This is a genomic window from Mycolicibacterium parafortuitum (assembly GCF_010725485.1).
Lineage (GTDB): Bacteria > Actinomycetota > Actinomycetes > Mycobacteriales > Mycobacteriaceae > Mycobacterium.
Genome location: NZ_AP022598.1, coordinates 5,994,592 through 6,009,602 on the forward strand (window position 1 = coordinate 5,994,592; position 15,011 = coordinate 6,009,602).

Annotated in this window: 14 protein-coding genes; 8 read left to right on the top strand and 6 right to left on the bottom strand. The window is 70.1% G+C overall.

From position 1 onward, the window contains the following. The first annotated feature begins 220 nt into the window (after nt 1–220). Entirely contained in the window at nt 221–457 is a 237-nt protein-coding gene (mbp1, locus tag NTM_RS28280) for a microaggregate-binding protein 1 (RefSeq protein ID WP_083143170.1), read from the top strand. Between the two features lie 87 nt (nt 458–544). Here the strand turns inward: mbp1 and NTM_RS28285 are convergent, their stop codons facing one another. From NTM_RS28285 to NTM_RS28295, 3 genes are all read right to left on the bottom strand, one after another. Continuing rightward, on the bottom strand, nt 545–1,429 hold the full coding sequence (locus tag NTM_RS28285) for a type IV toxin-antitoxin system AbiEi family antitoxin (RefSeq protein ID WP_163769289.1): 885 nt from the start codon (nt 1,427–1,429) through the stop codon (nt 545–547). 110 nt (nt 1,430–1,539) lie between these two features. Further along, complete coding sequence (usfY, locus tag NTM_RS28290) at nt 1,540–1,848, bottom strand: protein UsfY (protein ID WP_104863091.1); 309 nt, start codon at nt 1,846–1,848, stop codon at nt 1,540–1,542. Between the two features lie 32 nt (nt 1,849–1,880). Further along, nucleotides 1,881–2,246, bottom strand: a complete 366-nt coding sequence (locus NTM_RS28295; RefSeq protein WP_163769290.1) for a hypothetical protein — start codon at nt 2,244–2,246, stop codon at nt 1,881–1,883. A gap of 88 nt (nt 2,247–2,334) precedes the next feature. Between NTM_RS28295 and NTM_RS28300 the strand changes: the two genes are divergently transcribed. Further along, nucleotides 2,335–2,895 (top strand): restriction endonuclease, encoded by a 561-nt coding sequence (locus NTM_RS28300; protein WP_163769291.1) that lies wholly within the window; start codon nt 2,335–2,337, stop codon nt 2,893–2,895. Here NTM_RS28300 and lat read toward each other — a convergent pair. After that, nucleotides 2,876–4,219 (bottom strand): L-lysine 6-transaminase, encoded by a 1,344-nt coding sequence (gene lat, locus NTM_RS28305; RefSeq protein ID WP_163769292.1) that lies wholly within the window; start codon nt 4,217–4,219, stop codon nt 2,876–2,878. The two genes, NTM_RS28300 and lat, sit on opposite strands and share 20 nt — an antisense overlap. Nucleotides 4,220–4,431: 212 nt before the next feature. Between lat and NTM_RS28310 the strand changes: the two genes are divergently transcribed. Both NTM_RS28310 and NTM_RS28315 read left to right on the top strand, forming a co-directional pair. After that, the gene (locus NTM_RS28310) at nt 4,432–9,027 is read left to right on the top strand and encodes a cation-translocating P-type ATPase (protein ID WP_435405139.1); all 4,596 of its coding nucleotides are present in this window, start codon (nt 4,432–4,434) and stop codon (nt 9,025–9,027) included. A gap of 97 nt (nt 9,028–9,124) precedes the next feature. Continuing rightward, entirely contained in the window at nt 9,125–9,529 is a 405-nt protein-coding gene (locus NTM_RS28315; RefSeq protein ID WP_163769293.1) for a hypothetical protein, read from the top strand. Between the two features lie 41 nt (nt 9,530–9,570). Here NTM_RS28315 and NTM_RS28320 read toward each other — a convergent pair whose 3' ends face one another. Further along, nucleotides 9,571–10,065, bottom strand: a complete 495-nt coding sequence (locus NTM_RS28320; protein ID WP_163769294.1) for an Lrp/AsnC family transcriptional regulator — start codon at nt 10,063–10,065, stop codon at nt 9,571–9,573. A gap of 23 nt (nt 10,066–10,088) precedes the next feature. On the opposite strand from NTM_RS28320, the gene hglS reads away from it, so the two are divergent. From hglS to NTM_RS28340, 4 genes are all read left to right on the top strand, one after another. Then, nucleotides 10,089–11,309, top strand: a complete 1,221-nt coding sequence (gene hglS / locus NTM_RS28325; protein ID WP_163769295.1) for a 2-oxoadipate dioxygenase/decarboxylase — start codon at nt 10,089–10,091, stop codon at nt 11,307–11,309. Further along, on the top strand, nt 11,306–12,856 hold the full coding sequence (gene amaB, locus NTM_RS28330) for an L-piperidine-6-carboxylate dehydrogenase (protein WP_163769296.1): 1,551 nt from the start codon (nt 11,306–11,308) through the stop codon (nt 12,854–12,856). Before hglS ends, amaB begins: the two co-directional genes overlap by 4 nt. A gap of 93 nt (nt 12,857–12,949) precedes the next feature. After that, nucleotides 12,950–13,759 carry an SDR family NAD(P)-dependent oxidoreductase gene (locus tag NTM_RS28335; protein WP_163769297.1) on the top strand — a complete coding sequence of 270 codons (810 nt, stop codon included), beginning with the start codon at nt 12,950–12,952 and terminating at the stop codon, nt 13,757–13,759. 124 nt (nt 13,760–13,883) lie between these two features. Continuing rightward, nucleotides 13,884–14,531, top strand: a complete 648-nt coding sequence (locus NTM_RS28340) for a TetR/AcrR family transcriptional regulator (RefSeq protein WP_083143216.1) — start codon at nt 13,884–13,886, stop codon at nt 14,529–14,531. Between the two features lie 2 nt (nt 14,532–14,533). Here NTM_RS28340 and NTM_RS28345 read toward each other — a convergent pair whose 3' ends face one another. Continuing rightward, the gene (locus NTM_RS28345) at nt 14,534–14,893 is read right to left on the bottom strand and encodes a heme-binding protein (RefSeq protein WP_110781715.1); all 360 of its coding nucleotides are present in this window, start codon (nt 14,891–14,893) and stop codon (nt 14,534–14,536) included. Nucleotides 14,894–15,011 lie beyond the last annotated feature (118 nt).

A 15,011-nucleotide genomic window follows, 5' to 3' on the forward strand; every position in this document is an offset into this window, starting at 1 on the left:
CCCATACCCGTCGGTCGGTGACAGCCAAACCATGCGTGCGTTCGGCATGACAGCCACTTACCCCGGCGCGCTCGCCACTAATCCAGCAAAACCGTTGCTGCTGAATGACGTTCGTTGAGACACCGGTCACCCGTTTAGCCGCCGGAACGCCCGGGAAGCCTCGGAGTGACTCCAGAGGGGCGCGCACCGGCCCCGGTCACCCACGAACGAAAGGCACACCATGAGCGACAAGAACAGCGGACCCGAAGAGGGCATCAAGGGCGTCGTCGAGGACGTCAAGGGCAAGGCCAAGGAAACCATCGGCACCGTCGCCGGCCGTGACGACATGGTCCAAGAGGGCAAGGCCCAGCAGGACAAGGCCGACGCACAGCGCGAGGTCGCGCAGAAGGAAGCCGAAGCCGAGTCGGCGCGCGCCGGCGCCAAGGCCGCGGAGAAGCGCCAGGAAGCCAACCAGTAATCGTCGGCTCCGCGAAAGGGCCCGACCGGGTGACCGGCCGGGCCCTTTCGTTTGGGCGGTTGGCGCGGTTCAGCGCCGAAACTGCGCTCACGGTCGTGCCCGACGGCGTTTCCGCGGCCGTGGCCGCAATCTCGGCGGGTAACCGCGACGCGCGAACGCCTCTCGGACCCTGGACTTGATGAACTCCGCCGAGTGCTCCTTGACCACCTTGAGCACGATCCAGCCCTGCCGCTCGATGAACTCGCCGCGGCCGATGTCGTAGACATACGTTCCGCGATCCGCGCTGTGGTGCGCGCCCTCGTATTCCAGGCCGATCATCGGTTCGTCATAGCCGAGGTCCACATGCGCGGTGCGCCGGCCGTCGCTGACGACAATCTGCGTACTGACCGGGTCCAGCCACTCGTCGATCAACAACAACCGCAGCCAGGTCTCTCGGGGGGACTGCGCGCCGCCGTCCATCATGTTCAGCGCGGTGACCGCCCGGCGGATGTGACGCGCGGCGGGGTAACGCCGGGCCAGCGCCAGCACGTCCACGGACTTGAGGTCGACGGCGTTCGCGAGCGCATCCAGCCGGGCCACCGCCTGGTTGCGCGGGAGGTGCCGGGCCAGGTCGAGTGCCGTCCGCTCCGGCGTCGTCACCAACAGCCCGCCGATGTCGCAGATTTCGTCGTCGTCGATGCGCTCGTTGCGCACGACGATGCCGGGCGGAGGGCGGCCGTTGCGCCAGATGATCTCGATCGGCACCGATGTCGGGACCCAGCGCGCGCCGTGTAAGGCCGATGCCGCCGCGCCGGCGATGATGCCTCGGCCGCCGGTCCACATCGACGCCGCGAGAGCGAGATCGGGCACCGACATCTCCGCGTTGGCGGGTGCATAGATGTCGGGGAAAATCCGGCGGTAGTTCCATCGCAGCGCCGAGCGTGTCAGCGCACCGGCCGCCAACGCATCGCTGCCCACGAACACTCGTCGCATGCGGCGATGCTCGGTCCCGCCGCCGACACATTCGGCCGTTGCACGCCGAGATCGCCGTCAGGGCTGTGGATAACGCCGTCCCTACAACCCTGAGCGCAGTTTCGGCCTGTTCAGCTGTTGGGTCGTTGCCGCCAGGCGCCGGGATGCTCGGCATACCAGCGCTGTTCGAGTCGGCGGACCCGATGGTGCTCGACCATCAGCCACGCTCCCCCGACCAGGAATCCGGCGAGGGCGATACCGCCCAGCAGGATTCCGGACTCGTGGTGGGCGGTCGCGAACGCCGAGAGCATCGCGACGAAACTGACCATCGACAACCCGATCACCACCAGCGCGGGCATGATCTTGTTGTCTTTCATCGATTCCCCGGCGTGCGGACGCGTGGTGCGCACGTGGTCCACTGGATCGTTGGGACCCTTCATGGGTAACTCCTTAGAACTACCCCTTCAGTGTGCTACCGCCCGGGCAGCGACGGAAGACTCAAAACGGTGCACACCAGCGCCAGCGCCAACAGGGCGAGCGCGCTCGCCTGCCAGGCCCGCTCGGCGCGCGTCCGGAAGCCACGCACCAATGACCACAACGCGCCGGCGAGCATGATCGCCGGCGCGCCCAGCGCCAGCATCGCCTGCTCGGCGGCGCCGCAGCCGAGCGCCTGCGCAAGCGAACCGGTGCACGTGCTGTTCCACATATCGGCGACGAACAGGAAGACCAGCCCCGTCACCACCACACCGAGCCCGGTGCGGATCGCGTCGCGGACCCCGGGCTGGGCGAGCACGGCACCGCGCCGCAGTCCGCGGGTGTGCTGCGAAAGGTCGGCCATCTCGGTCTCCGTTCTGGGTTTGCGGGGAGTTCCCGTGGCCCGATCGTGATAAACCTGTGATGTCGTTATCGCCGTTTACGATGCGGCCGTGACAACGCTGAGGTGGCGGCTCTATGCGGCCCTGTCGATCGCCGCGGCCGCCACCAGCTGGCTGGCCGGCGGCGGGTGGCTGCTTACGGTGCTCTGCGGGTTGCTGGCCCCGATGGTCGTGATCGCCGGCCCGAAGTTCGTCACGGCGGTCGTCACCGGGGCGGCCACCCCGGGGGAACGTGAACGGCCCGAGAACTCGGCAATGTCGGGGACCGAGTTCGAGGACTACGTCGCGCGGATCGCCCGGACGTGTGGGGTGCCGGTGATCATGACGTCGCTGTCCGGCGACTGGGGTGTCGACCTGATCGTCGGCCACCGCCCCAATCGGCTGGCCGTGCAGTGCAAGAGGCTGTCCCGTCCGGTCGGCGCGGGCGCGGTGCAGGAAGTCGTGGCCGGCGCCCCGATGCAGGACTGCACGCAGACGATGGTCGTCACCAACCACGAGTTCACGCCGGCGGCGCGCAAGCTCGCCGAGCGGCACGGCTGCGTGCTGGTGAGCGGCGCGGAACTGCCGCGGTTGGCGTCGACGATCCGCCGGCTCACCCAGCCGTCGACGTGAGCACGGCGCGCACCGCGGCGAGTGCACGGTCGATCTCGTCGTCGCTGACCGTCAGCGCGGGACGGAACCGCACGCTGTCGGTGCCGCAGCCGAGCATGATCACGCCGCGGTCCCACAGCCGCGCCAGCAGTTCGTCGCGCTGACCCGCCGTCGGCATGCTGAACGCGCACATCAGGCCGCGGCCGCGGACGTCGCGCACCAACTCGGGGAATTCGGCGGCCAGCGCGTCGAGTCCGTCGAGCAGATGCCGTCCGCGCGCGGCGGCGTTGTCGAGGAGTCCGTCGGCCTCGATGACCTCGAGGATGCGGCGGGCGCGGACCATGTCGGTCAGGTTGCCGCCCCAGGTGGAGTTGATCCGCGAACTGACGTGGAAGACGTTGTCGTCGATCTCGTCGACGCGGCCGCCGGCCATCACCCCGCACACCTGGGTCTTCTTGCCGAACGCGACCACATCGGGCCGGACCCCCAATTGCTGGTAGGCCCACGGGGTTCCGGTGATCCCGCAGCCGGTCTGGACCTCGTCGAAGATCAGCAGCGCGTCGAACTCGTCGCACAGTTCCCGCATCGCGGCGAAGAACTCGGGCCGCATGTGCCGGTCCCCGCCCTCGCCCTGGATCGGTTCGGCGATGAAGCACGCGATGTCGTGGGGGTCGGCTTCGAACGCCGCACGCGCCTGGCGCAGCGAATCCGCTTCCAGCTCTTGGATATCGGCGCCGGCACGCAGGTACGGCGCGTCGATGCGCGGCCAGTCGAACTTCGGGAACCGGGCGACCTTGTTCGGGTCGGTGTTGGTCAGCGACATCGTGTATCCGCTGCGGCCGTGGAACGCGCCCTTGAGGTGCAGCACCTTGGTGCCCAGCCGCGGGTCGCGCCCGTTGGCCTCGTTGAACCGGCTCTTCCAGTCGAAGGCGACCTTGAGGGCGTTCTCGACCGCCAGCGCGCCGCCGTCGACGAAGAACAGGTGCGGTAGCGCCGGATCGCCGAGGACGCGGGCGAAGGTCGCGACAAAGCGGGCCATCGGGACCGTGTAGACGTCGGAGTTGCTGGGCTTGTTCAGCGCGGCCGCGGCCAGTTCGGCACGGAACGCTTCGTCGTCGGCCAACGCGGGATGGTTCATGCCGAGCGCGGAGGACGCGAAGAACGTGAACATGTCCAGGTAGGCGCGGCCGGTGCGGGCGTCGACGAGGTACGCGCCGCGGGACCGCTCCAGGTCGAGGACAAGATCAAGACCGTCGGCCAGGATGCTGCGCGCCAGCACGGTGCGCACGTCGGCGGGTGTCAACGCGGTGGCCGAGACACGACTGAACGGAATAGTGGCGGTCATGCGACGATCCTAACGGATTATTTATGGTCTAACCCGAGTGGAGCAGTATTTTTGCCTATCCGGCGGGTGCCTGGCTGATCGGAGCGCCGACACAGTTCGTTTTGCGCGCCTACTATCGGACTTCTGAAGCCAGACCAACCCGGCAGTGATCCGATCTGGTCTAACGGTGGGGTGGTCGAGATGACGCGATGCAGGCGGGCGGGGCGGCCGTGATGGGGCTGCTGCGAACCTCCCTCCGAACGTCACTCCGAGCAGCGCAATTGGCAACCGGCGCTGCCCTTTTGGCCGGCGATGCCGCCGTCGGCACCGGCCGCACCATCGCGGGCGGGGCCGCCTCCATGGTCAGCGACGCCGCCGCGGGCGCGGCCTCGACCGTGCGCGCCGCCGCCGGCCTCGTCCAGGACGCCGCAGCCGTCGCCCCTGAGGCGGTGCAGGCGGCGGCGGCGATCACCGTCGAGGCCCTCGGTGGCCACCCGGCCAAGCGCTCGAGTCGGCTCAACTCGCACCACTGGATCGAGATCTGCGGCCTGTCCGGCCCCGACGCCGACGCGATCGCCGACGAGGTCCTCGCCGCGGTGCAGGCCGTCGAAGGCGTCAAGTCCGCCGAGATCAACCGGTCGGTCGCGCGCATCGTCGTCACCACCGAGCCGGACGGGCCGGCCGAGGATCTGCCCAAGGTGGTCGCCGCCGCGGAACGACGTGTCCGGACCGTGCCCTGCGGCGACCGGCACAGGCCTCTGACGCTGCCCGGCGACGACGTACTGCTGGCCGCACGCACGCTGGGCGCGCTCGCCGCCGCGGTCGGATTCGGTCTGTCGGTGTCCGGAAACGCGCTGCACGTACCCAAAGGCCCCGAACTGTTGTCGGTGGTGCCGACGATGGCCGCCAACGTTCCCCTGCTGCGCCGGCAGCTCGAACGCCGACTCGGCCGCGACAGCACAGATCTGCTGTTGAGTCTGCTCAATGCCGCGGCCTCGGCGTTGACCGCCTCGCCGACGTCGGCGGCCGCCGAAACCGCGACCCGCACCCTGCTCTGCGCCGAGGCCTGGGATGCCCGGCTGGCCTGGCGCCGCCACGAGCCGCGGCTGGCCACCCATCCCCCCGACGGCGGCCTCCCCGACCGCGGCACCCTGGAGTGGGATTACGGCCCGGCAGAACGCTATTCGGAGCGCATCGGGGAGGTGGGCCTGGCCGCGGCGGCGGTCATCGGTGCGCTGACCCGCAACCCCACGATCGCCGGCAGCGCCGCGCTGGTCACCGCGCCGAAGCCGTCTCGCGCGGTCCGTGAGGCCTTCGGCGCGGCGATGACCCGCGGCCTGACCGGCCGGCACGACGCCGTGGTCGTCCACCCGCGGGCGCTTCGGCACCTGGACCGACTCGACGCGATCGTCATCGACCCCCGGGTCCTTCACACCGGCGATCTGACGGTGAGCCGCATTGTCGGAGTAGAGAATTCGCGACGCACCAAGGCCTGGTCGGCGGTGCGCGCCGCACTGGGCGACGGCGGTCTGAGCGCCGGCTGGCACAAGCTCTCCACCATCCCCGGCGCGGGCAGGACGGGTAGGGCCTTGGTAAGCCCGGTCCGCGATCCTTTCGCCAGTGCCGTGGTGGCCGAGGCACGGCGCACCAGACCGCGGGTGGTCTCGGTCGCCGACGACGGCCTGCGCTCGCTGGCCCAGGGCTTCGATCGGCTTTACCCCGTGGACGGCTCGCTCGACGACGCTCTCGCCGCGGCGGTCGCCGGACTGAAGGCCGACGGAGCCACCGTCGCGCTGGTGACGACCGCGGACATGTCGGCGAACCAGGACACGGATCTGACCATCGGGTTGGAACGACCCGGATCCGCGCCGCCGTGGGGCGCCGACGTGTTCGTGCCCGACCTGCTGTCCATCTGGCGCATCCTGCATTCCCTGCCCGCCGCGCGTGCCGTCAGCGCCAAGGGTGTCCGGCTTTCGGTGTCCGCCACCGCACTCGGTGCGCTGATGCTGGTCCCCGGCGTTCCGGGCAGCGGCCCGGAATCGGTGAACGTCGGCGTGGTCGCGGCGCTGTGGTCGGGGTTCACCACGGGCACCAAGGTGTTCCGAGATCCGCCGCCGGAACCGGACGCGACGCACGATTGGCACGCCATGCCGGTCGCGGAGGTGCAGCGCCTGCTACCGCGCCCGCCGGACGAACTACCCTCCACCACAACCGGTTTGACCGATATCGCCGCGGTTCGCGCGCTCGGGCACGCGGGCACGTGGACGTGGCAGGTGGCGCGCGACTTCGTCGCCGAGATGCGGGCGAATCTGGCCGACCCGATCACCCCGCTGCTGGCCACCGGAGCGGTGGCCAGCGCGCTGCTCGGGTCACCGCTGGACGCCGTATTGGTCGGTGGCGTGTTGCTGGCCAACGCCGCGCTGTCGGCGGAGCAGCAGCTGCACGCCGAGCGGACTCTGCGGCGACTGATGGCCGTCGACGAGCCGCTCGCGCGACGCCGGATTTGTCCGTCCGGCCAGGGCGGACGCGAGGAGGTCCCCGCGAACCGACTGCGCCCCGGTGACGTCATCGAGGTCCACGCCGACGAGGTCGTGCCCGCCGATGCGCGGCTGATCGAGGCCGTCAACATCGAGGTCGACGAATCGACGCTGACCGGCGAGTCCCTGCCGGTGCCCAAGCAGGTCGAACCCACACCGGGCGCTCCGCTTGCCGAGCGGGCGTGCATGCTCTACGAGGGCACCACTCTGGTTGCCGGGACCGCGATCGCGGTGGTCACCACGGTCGGGCCGCGGACCGAGATGCGCCGTGCGCTGGCGATGGCCCCGGAGATGTCACGCGAGGTCGGGTTGCAGCGCCAGCTGAGCCGACTCACCAAGCGCGCTCTGCCGTTCAGCGTCGGCAGTGGCGCGTTGGTGGGACTGCTGAGCCTGGCCCGCGGCACACCGGTGCGGGAGGCGATCGCCAGTGCGGTGGCGTTGACCGTCGCTGCGGTGCCCGAAGGCTTGCCGCTGGTCGCCACGCTGGCCCAGTTGGCCGCCGCGCGTCGGCTCACCAGCGAGTCGGTGCTGGTGCGCAATGCGAACTCCATCGAAGCGCTGGCCCGCCTCGACGTGGTGTGCTTCGACAAGACCGGGACACTCAGCGAGAACAGATTGCGGATCAAGGCCGTCGCGCCGGTGGACGGATTCTCCGAGGAGCAGACCCTCGACGCGGCACTGAGCACGATCTTCGTCCAGCCCGGCCATCGCGCCCACCACGCCACCGACGACGCGATCCGCCGCGCCGTCCACCCGGACGAGGACGGCGCGGACACCACCGCGGTCGAGCGCGACGCATTCCTGCCGTTTCAGGCGGGTCGGCCGTTCGCGGCCGCGATCGTCGGCACCCGACTCACCATCAAGGGCGCACCCGAGGTGCTCGCGTCCGCGCTGACCCGGGCCAACGGGCCGGTGGTCGCCGCCATCGACGCGATGGCGGCCAAGGGGCTGCGGGTCATCGCCGTCGCCGAACGCGACCTCACTCCGAAGCAGGCCGCGGCCGCGGCCGCCGATGCCGCGGCCTTCGAAGAGCTGTGCCGGACCGACCTGACCCTCATCGGCCTGCTCGGGCTGGCCGACACCGCCCGCGAGAGCGCTCGCCACGTCCTCACCGAACTCGACCGCCGCGGTATCGGGGTCCGGCTGATCACCGGCGACCATCCGCTGACCGCGACGGTGATCGCCGGCGAGCTCGGCCTCGACGTCTCCGCCGAGCAGGTGATGACCGGCACCGAGTGGGAGAACCTGTCGGCGGAGGAACGCGCCGACGCGGTGGCCTCGCACATCGTCTACGCCCGGATGTCACCAGAGCACAAGATCGACGTCGTCCAGACCCTGGAGCGCATCGGGTTGGTGACAGCGATGGTGGGCGACGGCGCCAACGACGCGGCCGCGATCCGGGCGGCCAGCGTCGGCGTCGGGGTCGCCGCCCGGGGCAGCGACCCGGCCCGCACCGCCGCGGACGTGGTGTTGCTGGACGGGCGGATCGAGGCCTTGCTCGACGCCCTCGACGAAGGAAAACAGTTGTGGCGCCGCGTCCAGTCGGCGGTGTCGCTGCTGCTGGGCGGCAATACCGGAGAGATCGCGTTCGCCCTCATCACCAGCGTGCTCACCGGGCGGTCGGTCCTCAACGCCCGGCAGATGCTGTTGGTCAACATGCTCACCGATGCGTTGCCGGCCGCGGCGCTGGCCGTCAGCCCGCAGACCGACACCACCGGCGAGGTGGATCTCGACGAGGCCGCCATGTGGCGGGCGATCGGTGTCCGCGGCGCCGCCACCACGGCGGGCGCCAGTGCGGCCTGGGTCATGGCGAGCGTGACCGGCACCCGACAGCGCGCGTCGACCGTCGCGCTCATCGGATTGGTGTCGACACAACTGGCCCAGACCCTGGTCGACTCCCGCAGCCCGCTGATCGTCGTCACCGCCGTCGGATCATTCGCCACGTTGGCCGGGATCATCAGCGTCCCCGGCGTCAGCCAGGTCTTCGGCTGCACCCCGGTGGGTCCCGTCGGATGGGGTCAGGCGTTCGCGGCCACGGCCGGGGCGACGCTGCTGGCGAAAGCGGCTCCGGAACTGCTCAGCCGCGCCACCGACACGGTGCGGCAACGCCTCGCCGAGTTCGGCGACTCAGCCGTCGAGGACGACGCAGTTTCAGTCGTCGAGGACGACGCAGTTTCAATCGTCGAGGACGACGCAGTTTCAATCGTCGAGGACGACGAAGCCGGCCTGGACGAGGACGGCATAAACGGAACGGATCGGCGGGGTCAGCAGCCAGACCCCGGCCGAGATTAACGCCTCAGGACCGGAGCTGCGAGAAACGTCGGACACACCCGAAAGGTAGCGCCGGAAGTGGGACAATCCGAAGACCTTCAGTTGAACGGGGTGCGAAATGTTCGATAAGGCACGATCTTTTGCCGCGTCCCATCGGGACGCCTCGGACGCGGTCAAACAGGCGCAGAGATTCGCGGTCCGGCTCCCGGTGGTGGGGCGAATCGCGGTTCCGCCACCGGACCAGCTCGCGTTCTACGGCGTGCTCGGCGGACTGGCCGTGCTCGGCGCGATCGAGTGGCCCGTCGCCGCGGCCATCGGCGTCGGGCAGGCGGTGGTTTCGCGCCACTTCGGTGAGAAGCCCGCCGTCGAGGAGCAACGGCCGGCTGTCGAGACGACCCCGGCGAAGGCCGCGGTCAGCCGGGCCCCGGCGAAGAAGGCCGCCGCGAAGAAGGCGCCGGCCAAGAAAGCTCCCGCCAAGAAATCGGCGGCCAAGAAGGCGCCGGCCAAAAAAGCATCGAGCTGACGGGTCCGCGAACTTTCCGGCCTAGCGCTGTGGCGCAGTAATTAGTCCGGTATGTGGCGTCTGTCGCCGTAAAATTTCTGTAGGATGATCGTGCTGCGCGTCTTGACGTTCGCGGCGGTGCGGATCTTCTGGAGCAGGTGTTCCAGCGCCCGCGCCGACTCGACGTGGACGAGCAGCATGTAGTTGTCCTCGCCTGCCACCGAATAGCACGCCTCGATTTCGGGGATCTGTTCCAGCCGCGCGGGGGCATCATCGGGTTGAGAGGGGTCGAGAGGGGTGATCGCGACGAACGCGGACAGCATGCTGCCGACGGCTTCGGGGTCGATACGCGCCGTGTATCCCCGGACCACTCCCCGCGATTCCAGCCGCCGCACCCGCGTCTGCACCGCCGACACCGACAGCCCGGCCGTCGCCGCCAGGTGCGCCAGCGTGGCGCGACCGTCGGCGACGAGTTCACGCGCCAGCACGCGGTCGATCTCGTCGAGCGGCACGTGCCCGCGGGCGGGCGCGCGTTGGGGGTCGTCCGGAACTGTCATGGCCGAACTGTATCGGAGCGCCGATGAGTAGCCGCATCGAAATATGGCAGTTACGCGCACAATTCGCCTCAGGCCTGTCCCAGATGTACGGCGCCGAGGTGCCGGCGTATCACACCCTGGTCGAGGTCAGCTCCGAGGTGAACCGCGCCCACACCGGCGAGCTGCGGCTCGGTTCGCTGGAGCGGGTGACCGCCGAGCGCCACGGCGCCATCCGCGTCGGCAGCCCCGCCGAACTCGCCCAGGTCGCCACGCTGTTCTCGGCGTTCGGCATGTACCCCGTCGGCTTCTACGATCTGCGCGAGGCCGCCTCCCCGATCCCGGTGGTGTCCACCGCGTTCCGCCCCGTCGAGCCGGATGAGCTGGCCCGCAACCCGTTTCGGGTCTTCACCTCGATGCTGACCGCTGCCGACGACCGCTTCTTCAGCGCGGAGCTGCGCGGGCGGGTCCAGCGCTTCGTCGAGGATCGGCACCTGTTCGATCCGGCACTGATCGCGACGGCCCGCCGGATCGCCGCCACGGGCGAATGCAGGGCCGACGAGGCCGCAGAGTTCGTCGCCGCCGCGGTATCGGCGTTCGCGTTGTCCCGCGAACCGATCGATCGGGCCTGGTACGACGAGCTCTCGGCGGTGTCAGCGGTCGCGGCCGACATCGCCGGGGTGACGTCGACGCACATCAACCACCTGACCCCCCGCGTCCTCGACATCGACGAACTGCAACGCGCGATGACCGCGCGCGGGATCACGATGATCGACCACATCCAAGGCCCGCCGCCGGTCGATGGTCCGCAGGTGTTGTTGCGGCAGACGTCGTTTCGGGCGCTGGCCGAACCTCGGCGGTTCCGCTCCCCCACCGGCGAGGTGTCCGACGGCACGCTGCGGGTGCGCTTCGGCGAGGTGGAACAGCGCGGGGTGGCGCTCACCCCCGCCGGGCGGGCCCGCTTCGACGCGGCGATGGCCGCACCGGACCCGGCCGCGGTGTGGCACGACCACTTCCCGGCGACCGACGCCGAGATGGCCGCCGCCGGGCTGGCCTACTACGTCGACGACGACCCCGCCAGACCCGTTGTCTACGAGGACTTCCTGCCGGCCTCGGCGGCCGGGATCTTCCGGTCGAATCTCGACTCCGACGCGTCGGCGGTGCAAGGTGGAGACACCACCGACTACTCCCAGGACTGGATGGCCGGCCAGATCGACCACTACATCCACGACCCTTACGACCTCTACGAGAAAGTCGCGCGCTCATGACCACCGTTGTGTCCGAACTGCCCACCGCCGATGCCCTTCGCGCGCAGGTACGCGACGCACTCGCCGCCGTCGGCTCCACCGTCGCGCTGGGTGAGCCCGGCGCGGGTGGGTTGGCGGCCAGCACCCCGATCACCGGGGATGTGCTGTTCACCGTCGCGCCGTCGTCGGTCGCGGAGGTGGACGCCGCGATCGGTGAGGCGGCGCAAGCGTTCTCGCAGTGGCGGGTGACGCCGGCACCGGTGCGCGGAGCACTGGTGGGCCGGCTGGGACAACTGCTCGTCGAGCACAAGGCCGCGCTGGCGTCGCTGGTGACGATCGAGGCCGGCAAGATCACCTCCGAGGCCCTCGGTGAGGTGCAGGAGATGATCGACATCTGCGAGTTCGCGGTCGGGCTGTCCCGGCAGCTCTACGGTCGCACCATCGCCTCCGAGCGGCCCGGCCACCGGCTCATGGAGACGTGGCATCCGCTCGGGGTGGTCGGCGTGATCACCGCGTTCAACTTCCCGGTCGCGGTGTGGGCGTGGAACACCGCGGTGGCGCTGGTGTGCGGGGACACCGTGGTGTGGAAGCCCTCGGAGCTGACTCCGCTGACGGCACTGGCGTGCCAGGCGCTGCTGGAGCGCGCGGCCGCGGACGTCGGCGCCCCGGCGGCGGTGGGCCGGCTGGTGCTCGGCGAACGCGAGGTCGGCGAGAAGCTGGTCGACGATCCCCGGGTCGCGCTGGTGTCGGCGACCGGCTCGGTGCGGATGGGCCGTGAGGTCGGGCCGCGGGTGGCGTCCCGGTTCGGCCGGGTGCTGCTCGAACTCGGCGGCAACAACGCGGCGATCGTGACACCGGCCGCGGATCTGGATCTCGCGGTGCGCGGCATCGTGTTCTCGGCGGCCGGCACCGCCGGCCAGCGGTGCACCACGCTGCGGCGGTTGATCGTGCACTCGTCGATCGCCGACGAGCTGGTCTCGCGGATCACCGCGGCCTATCGGCAGTTGCCGGTCGGCGACCCGTTCGACGAGCGCACACTGGTCGGGCCGCTCATCCACACCGCGTCCTACCGGGACATGGTCGGCGCGCTGCAGCAGGCCCAAGCCGAAGGCGGAGAGGTGATCGGCGGTGAGCGCGTCGACGTCGGCCCGGACGTCGAAGAGGGCGCGTTCTACGTGACGCCCGCGGTGGTGCGGATGCCGTCGCAGAGCGCGGTGGTGCATCAGGAGACGTTCGCGCCGATCCTCTACGTGCTGACCTACGAAACCCTCGACGAGGCGATCGCGTTGAACAACGCGGTGCCGCAGGGTCTTTCGTCGTCGATCTTCACGCTGGACATGCGGGAAGCCGAGCGCTTCCTGGCCGCCGACGGCTCGGACTGCGGTATCGCCAACGTGAACATCGGGACCTCTGGCGCCGAGATCGGTGGCGCGTTCGGCGGCGAGAAGGAGACCGGCGGCGGCCGCGAGTCCGGTTCGGATGCGTGGAAGGCCTATATGCGCCGCGCGACCAACACGGTGAACTACTCGACCGAGCTGCCGCTGGCGCAGGGCGTCCACTTCGGCTGAGCCCGACCCCCGCCTCGCGAGCGCGCGCGTCTGCCCGCCGACACGCCGCCACCCGCGTGCATTCCGCGCACGCTCGCGGCCCAGAATCGGGGCATGGACCTAGCCAACAAGACAGCGATCGTCACCGGCGCGGCATCGGGAATCGGGGCCGCCGTCGCGACCGAGCTCGCATCGCGCGGGGTCAGCGTCGTCGTCGGCGACCTCGACGAAGCCGGCGCCCAGTCGACGGCCGCGGCGATCCGCGATGCCGGGGGCTCCGCCGCCGCACTGCGTGCCGACGCGTCGGACGTCGCCGACATCGAGGCGCTGATCGCGCTCGCCGACCGCGAGTTCACGCCGGTGGACATCTACGTCGCCAACGCCGGGGTGATCGGAAAGCCCGGCCTCGGAACGGAATCCGACTGGGACGTCATCCTCGACGTCAACCTGCGGGCCCATATCAGGGCGGCGCGGCTGCTGGTACCGGGTTGGCAGGCAAGGGGTTTCGGCTACTTCGTCTCCGTCGCATCGGCGGCCGGACTGCTGACCCAGCTGGGCGCCGCCGGATACGCGGTGAGCAAGCATGCCGCGGTCGGCTTTGCCGAGTGGCTGGCGATCACCTACGGCGACGACGGCATCGGTGTCAGCTGCGTATGCCCGCTCGGCGTGGAAACCCCTCTGCTGCAGACGATCCGGGGTATCGACGAGCCGCAGGCGAAGCTCAGCACCGCCTCGATCGAGCAGTCGGCGAAGGTGATCAGCGCCTCCGATGTCGCGACGGTGACCGTCGACGCGATCCGCGACGGCCGGTTCCTGGTGCTGCCGCATGCCGAACTGCTGGAGATGTACCGACGCAAAGGCGGTGACTACGACCGCTGGATCGTCGGGATGCGCCGTTACCAGCGGACACTACGGTCACACTGAGCCGCGGCGAGGGCGCGGCGAGTGCACGGACGACGCGGCGAGTTACCGTACAGACACGCGCGCTCGCCAGGTCGACGTCAGGCCCGCGGCCACTGTTGTACATGTGTTGAGTAGAATGCGCAGCATGGCTGAAGCACGTCGGCGCCTATCCCCCGACGATCGCCGCAACGAACTGCTGGCGCTCGGGGCCGAGGTGTTCGGGCAGCGGCCGTACGACGAGGTCCGCATCGACGAGATCGCCGAGCGCGCCGGGGTGTCCCGGGCGCTGATGTATCACTACTTCCCGGACAAGCGGGCGTTCTTCGCCGCGGTCGTGCGCGCCGAGGGTGAGCGGCTCTTCGAGGCCACAAACACCCCGGCCGTACCCGGCGAGTCGCTGTTCGACCAGGTCCGCGCCGGCGTGCTCGCCTACCTGCACTACGACGAGCAGCACCCGCACGGTGCGTGGGCGGCCTACATGAGCATGGCCCGGGTCGATCCGGTGTTGCGCGGGATCGAGGACATCGACAACGACCGGCAGGCCAACCGCATCATCGACCGGGTCACCGCAGGCATCGACGGACTCGACGGCAAGGTCGAGCGGGATCTGCGTGCTGCCGTGTACGGCTGGCTGGCATTCACGTTCGAGATGTGCCGTCAGCGTCTGGTCGACACGTCACTGGACGCGGACTTCATCGCCGACCTGTGCGCGCACACGCTGATGGACGCGCTCGGGAGGGTGCCGGGGATTCCGGCGACCCTCGCCGACGCGCTGGCCCCGCAGCGGCGCTGAGCTCAGCTCCCGGGCTCGCGGTGCTCCTGCTGCGGGCCGTGGCCGTAGCCGCAGCGGTGCCGGAAGTCCTTCATCGGCTGACGGATGCCGCGCAGTTCGGCCGCGACCTGCGGGTTGGCGTCCATGAACGCGATCACCTCGGCCTTCTTCTGTTCGCGGTCCTTGCCGAACAGGGATGTGAAGAAGTCGTTGACCGGCGGGTGGGTGAACAGATACGCCGAGGTGGCTGCGGAGACGCCGGTGGCGACGCCGGCCAGGTCGGCGGCCGTGCAGTTCGGCGCCGTCGGCTGGGCCTGGGCAGGGACGACGGCGGCCAGCAGGACACCCGCGGCACCGACGGCGGCGGCGAGTGCGCGACGCATGGTTGGAGGACGCATGGTTGGAGTAGGCACCCGCCGATCCTAAGCCGCTCACCGGCGCCGATGCCGAAATTCGGGCTCCCCGCGGCGCCCGGCCGAAACCCCTCGTCAAAACTTTGCT

Bases quoted from the DNA above. Each gene is read 5' to 3' on its own strand.
- NTM_RS28335 (WP_163769297.1), top strand. From the start codon at position 12,950: ATGGACCTAGCCAACAAGACAGCGATCGTCACCGGCGCGGCATCGGGA.
- NTM_RS28310 (WP_435405139.1), top strand. From the start codon at position 4,432: ATGGGGCTGCTGCGAACCTCCCTCCGAACGTCACTCCGAGCAGCGCAA.
- NTM_RS28320 (WP_163769294.1), bottom strand. From the start codon at position 10,065: ATGACAGTTCCGGACGACCCCCAACGCGCGCCCGCCCGCGGGCACGTG.
- NTM_RS28295 (WP_163769290.1), bottom strand. From the start codon at position 2,246: ATGGCCGACCTTTCGCAGCACACCCGCGGACTGCGGCGCGGTGCCGTG.
- NTM_RS28345 (WP_110781715.1), bottom strand. From the start codon at position 14,893: ATGCGTCGCGCACTCGCCGCCGCCGTCGGTGCCGCGGGTGTCCTGCTG.
- amaB (WP_163769296.1), top strand. From the start codon at position 11,306: ATGACCACCGTTGTGTCCGAACTGCCCACCGCCGATGCCCTTCGCGCG.
- NTM_RS28340 (WP_083143216.1), top strand. From the start codon at position 13,884: ATGGCTGAAGCACGTCGGCGCCTATCCCCCGACGATCGCCGCAACGAA.
- mbp1 (WP_083143170.1), top strand. From the start codon at position 221: ATGAGCGACAAGAACAGCGGACCCGAAGAGGGCATCAAGGGCGTCGTC.
- hglS (WP_163769295.1), top strand. From the start codon at position 10,089: ATGAGTAGCCGCATCGAAATATGGCAGTTACGCGCACAATTCGCCTCA.
- NTM_RS28285 (WP_163769289.1), bottom strand. From the start codon at position 1,429: ATGCGACGAGTGTTCGTGGGCAGCGATGCGTTGGCGGCCGGTGCGCTG.
- lat (WP_163769292.1), bottom strand. From the start codon at position 4,219: ATGACCGCCACTATTCCGTTCAGTCGTGTCTCGGCCACCGCGTTGACA.
- usfY (WP_104863091.1), bottom strand. From the start codon at position 1,848: ATGAAGGGTCCCAACGATCCAGTGGACCACGTGCGCACCACGCGTCCG.
- NTM_RS28315 (WP_163769293.1), top strand. From the start codon at position 9,125: ATGTTCGATAAGGCACGATCTTTTGCCGCGTCCCATCGGGACGCCTCG.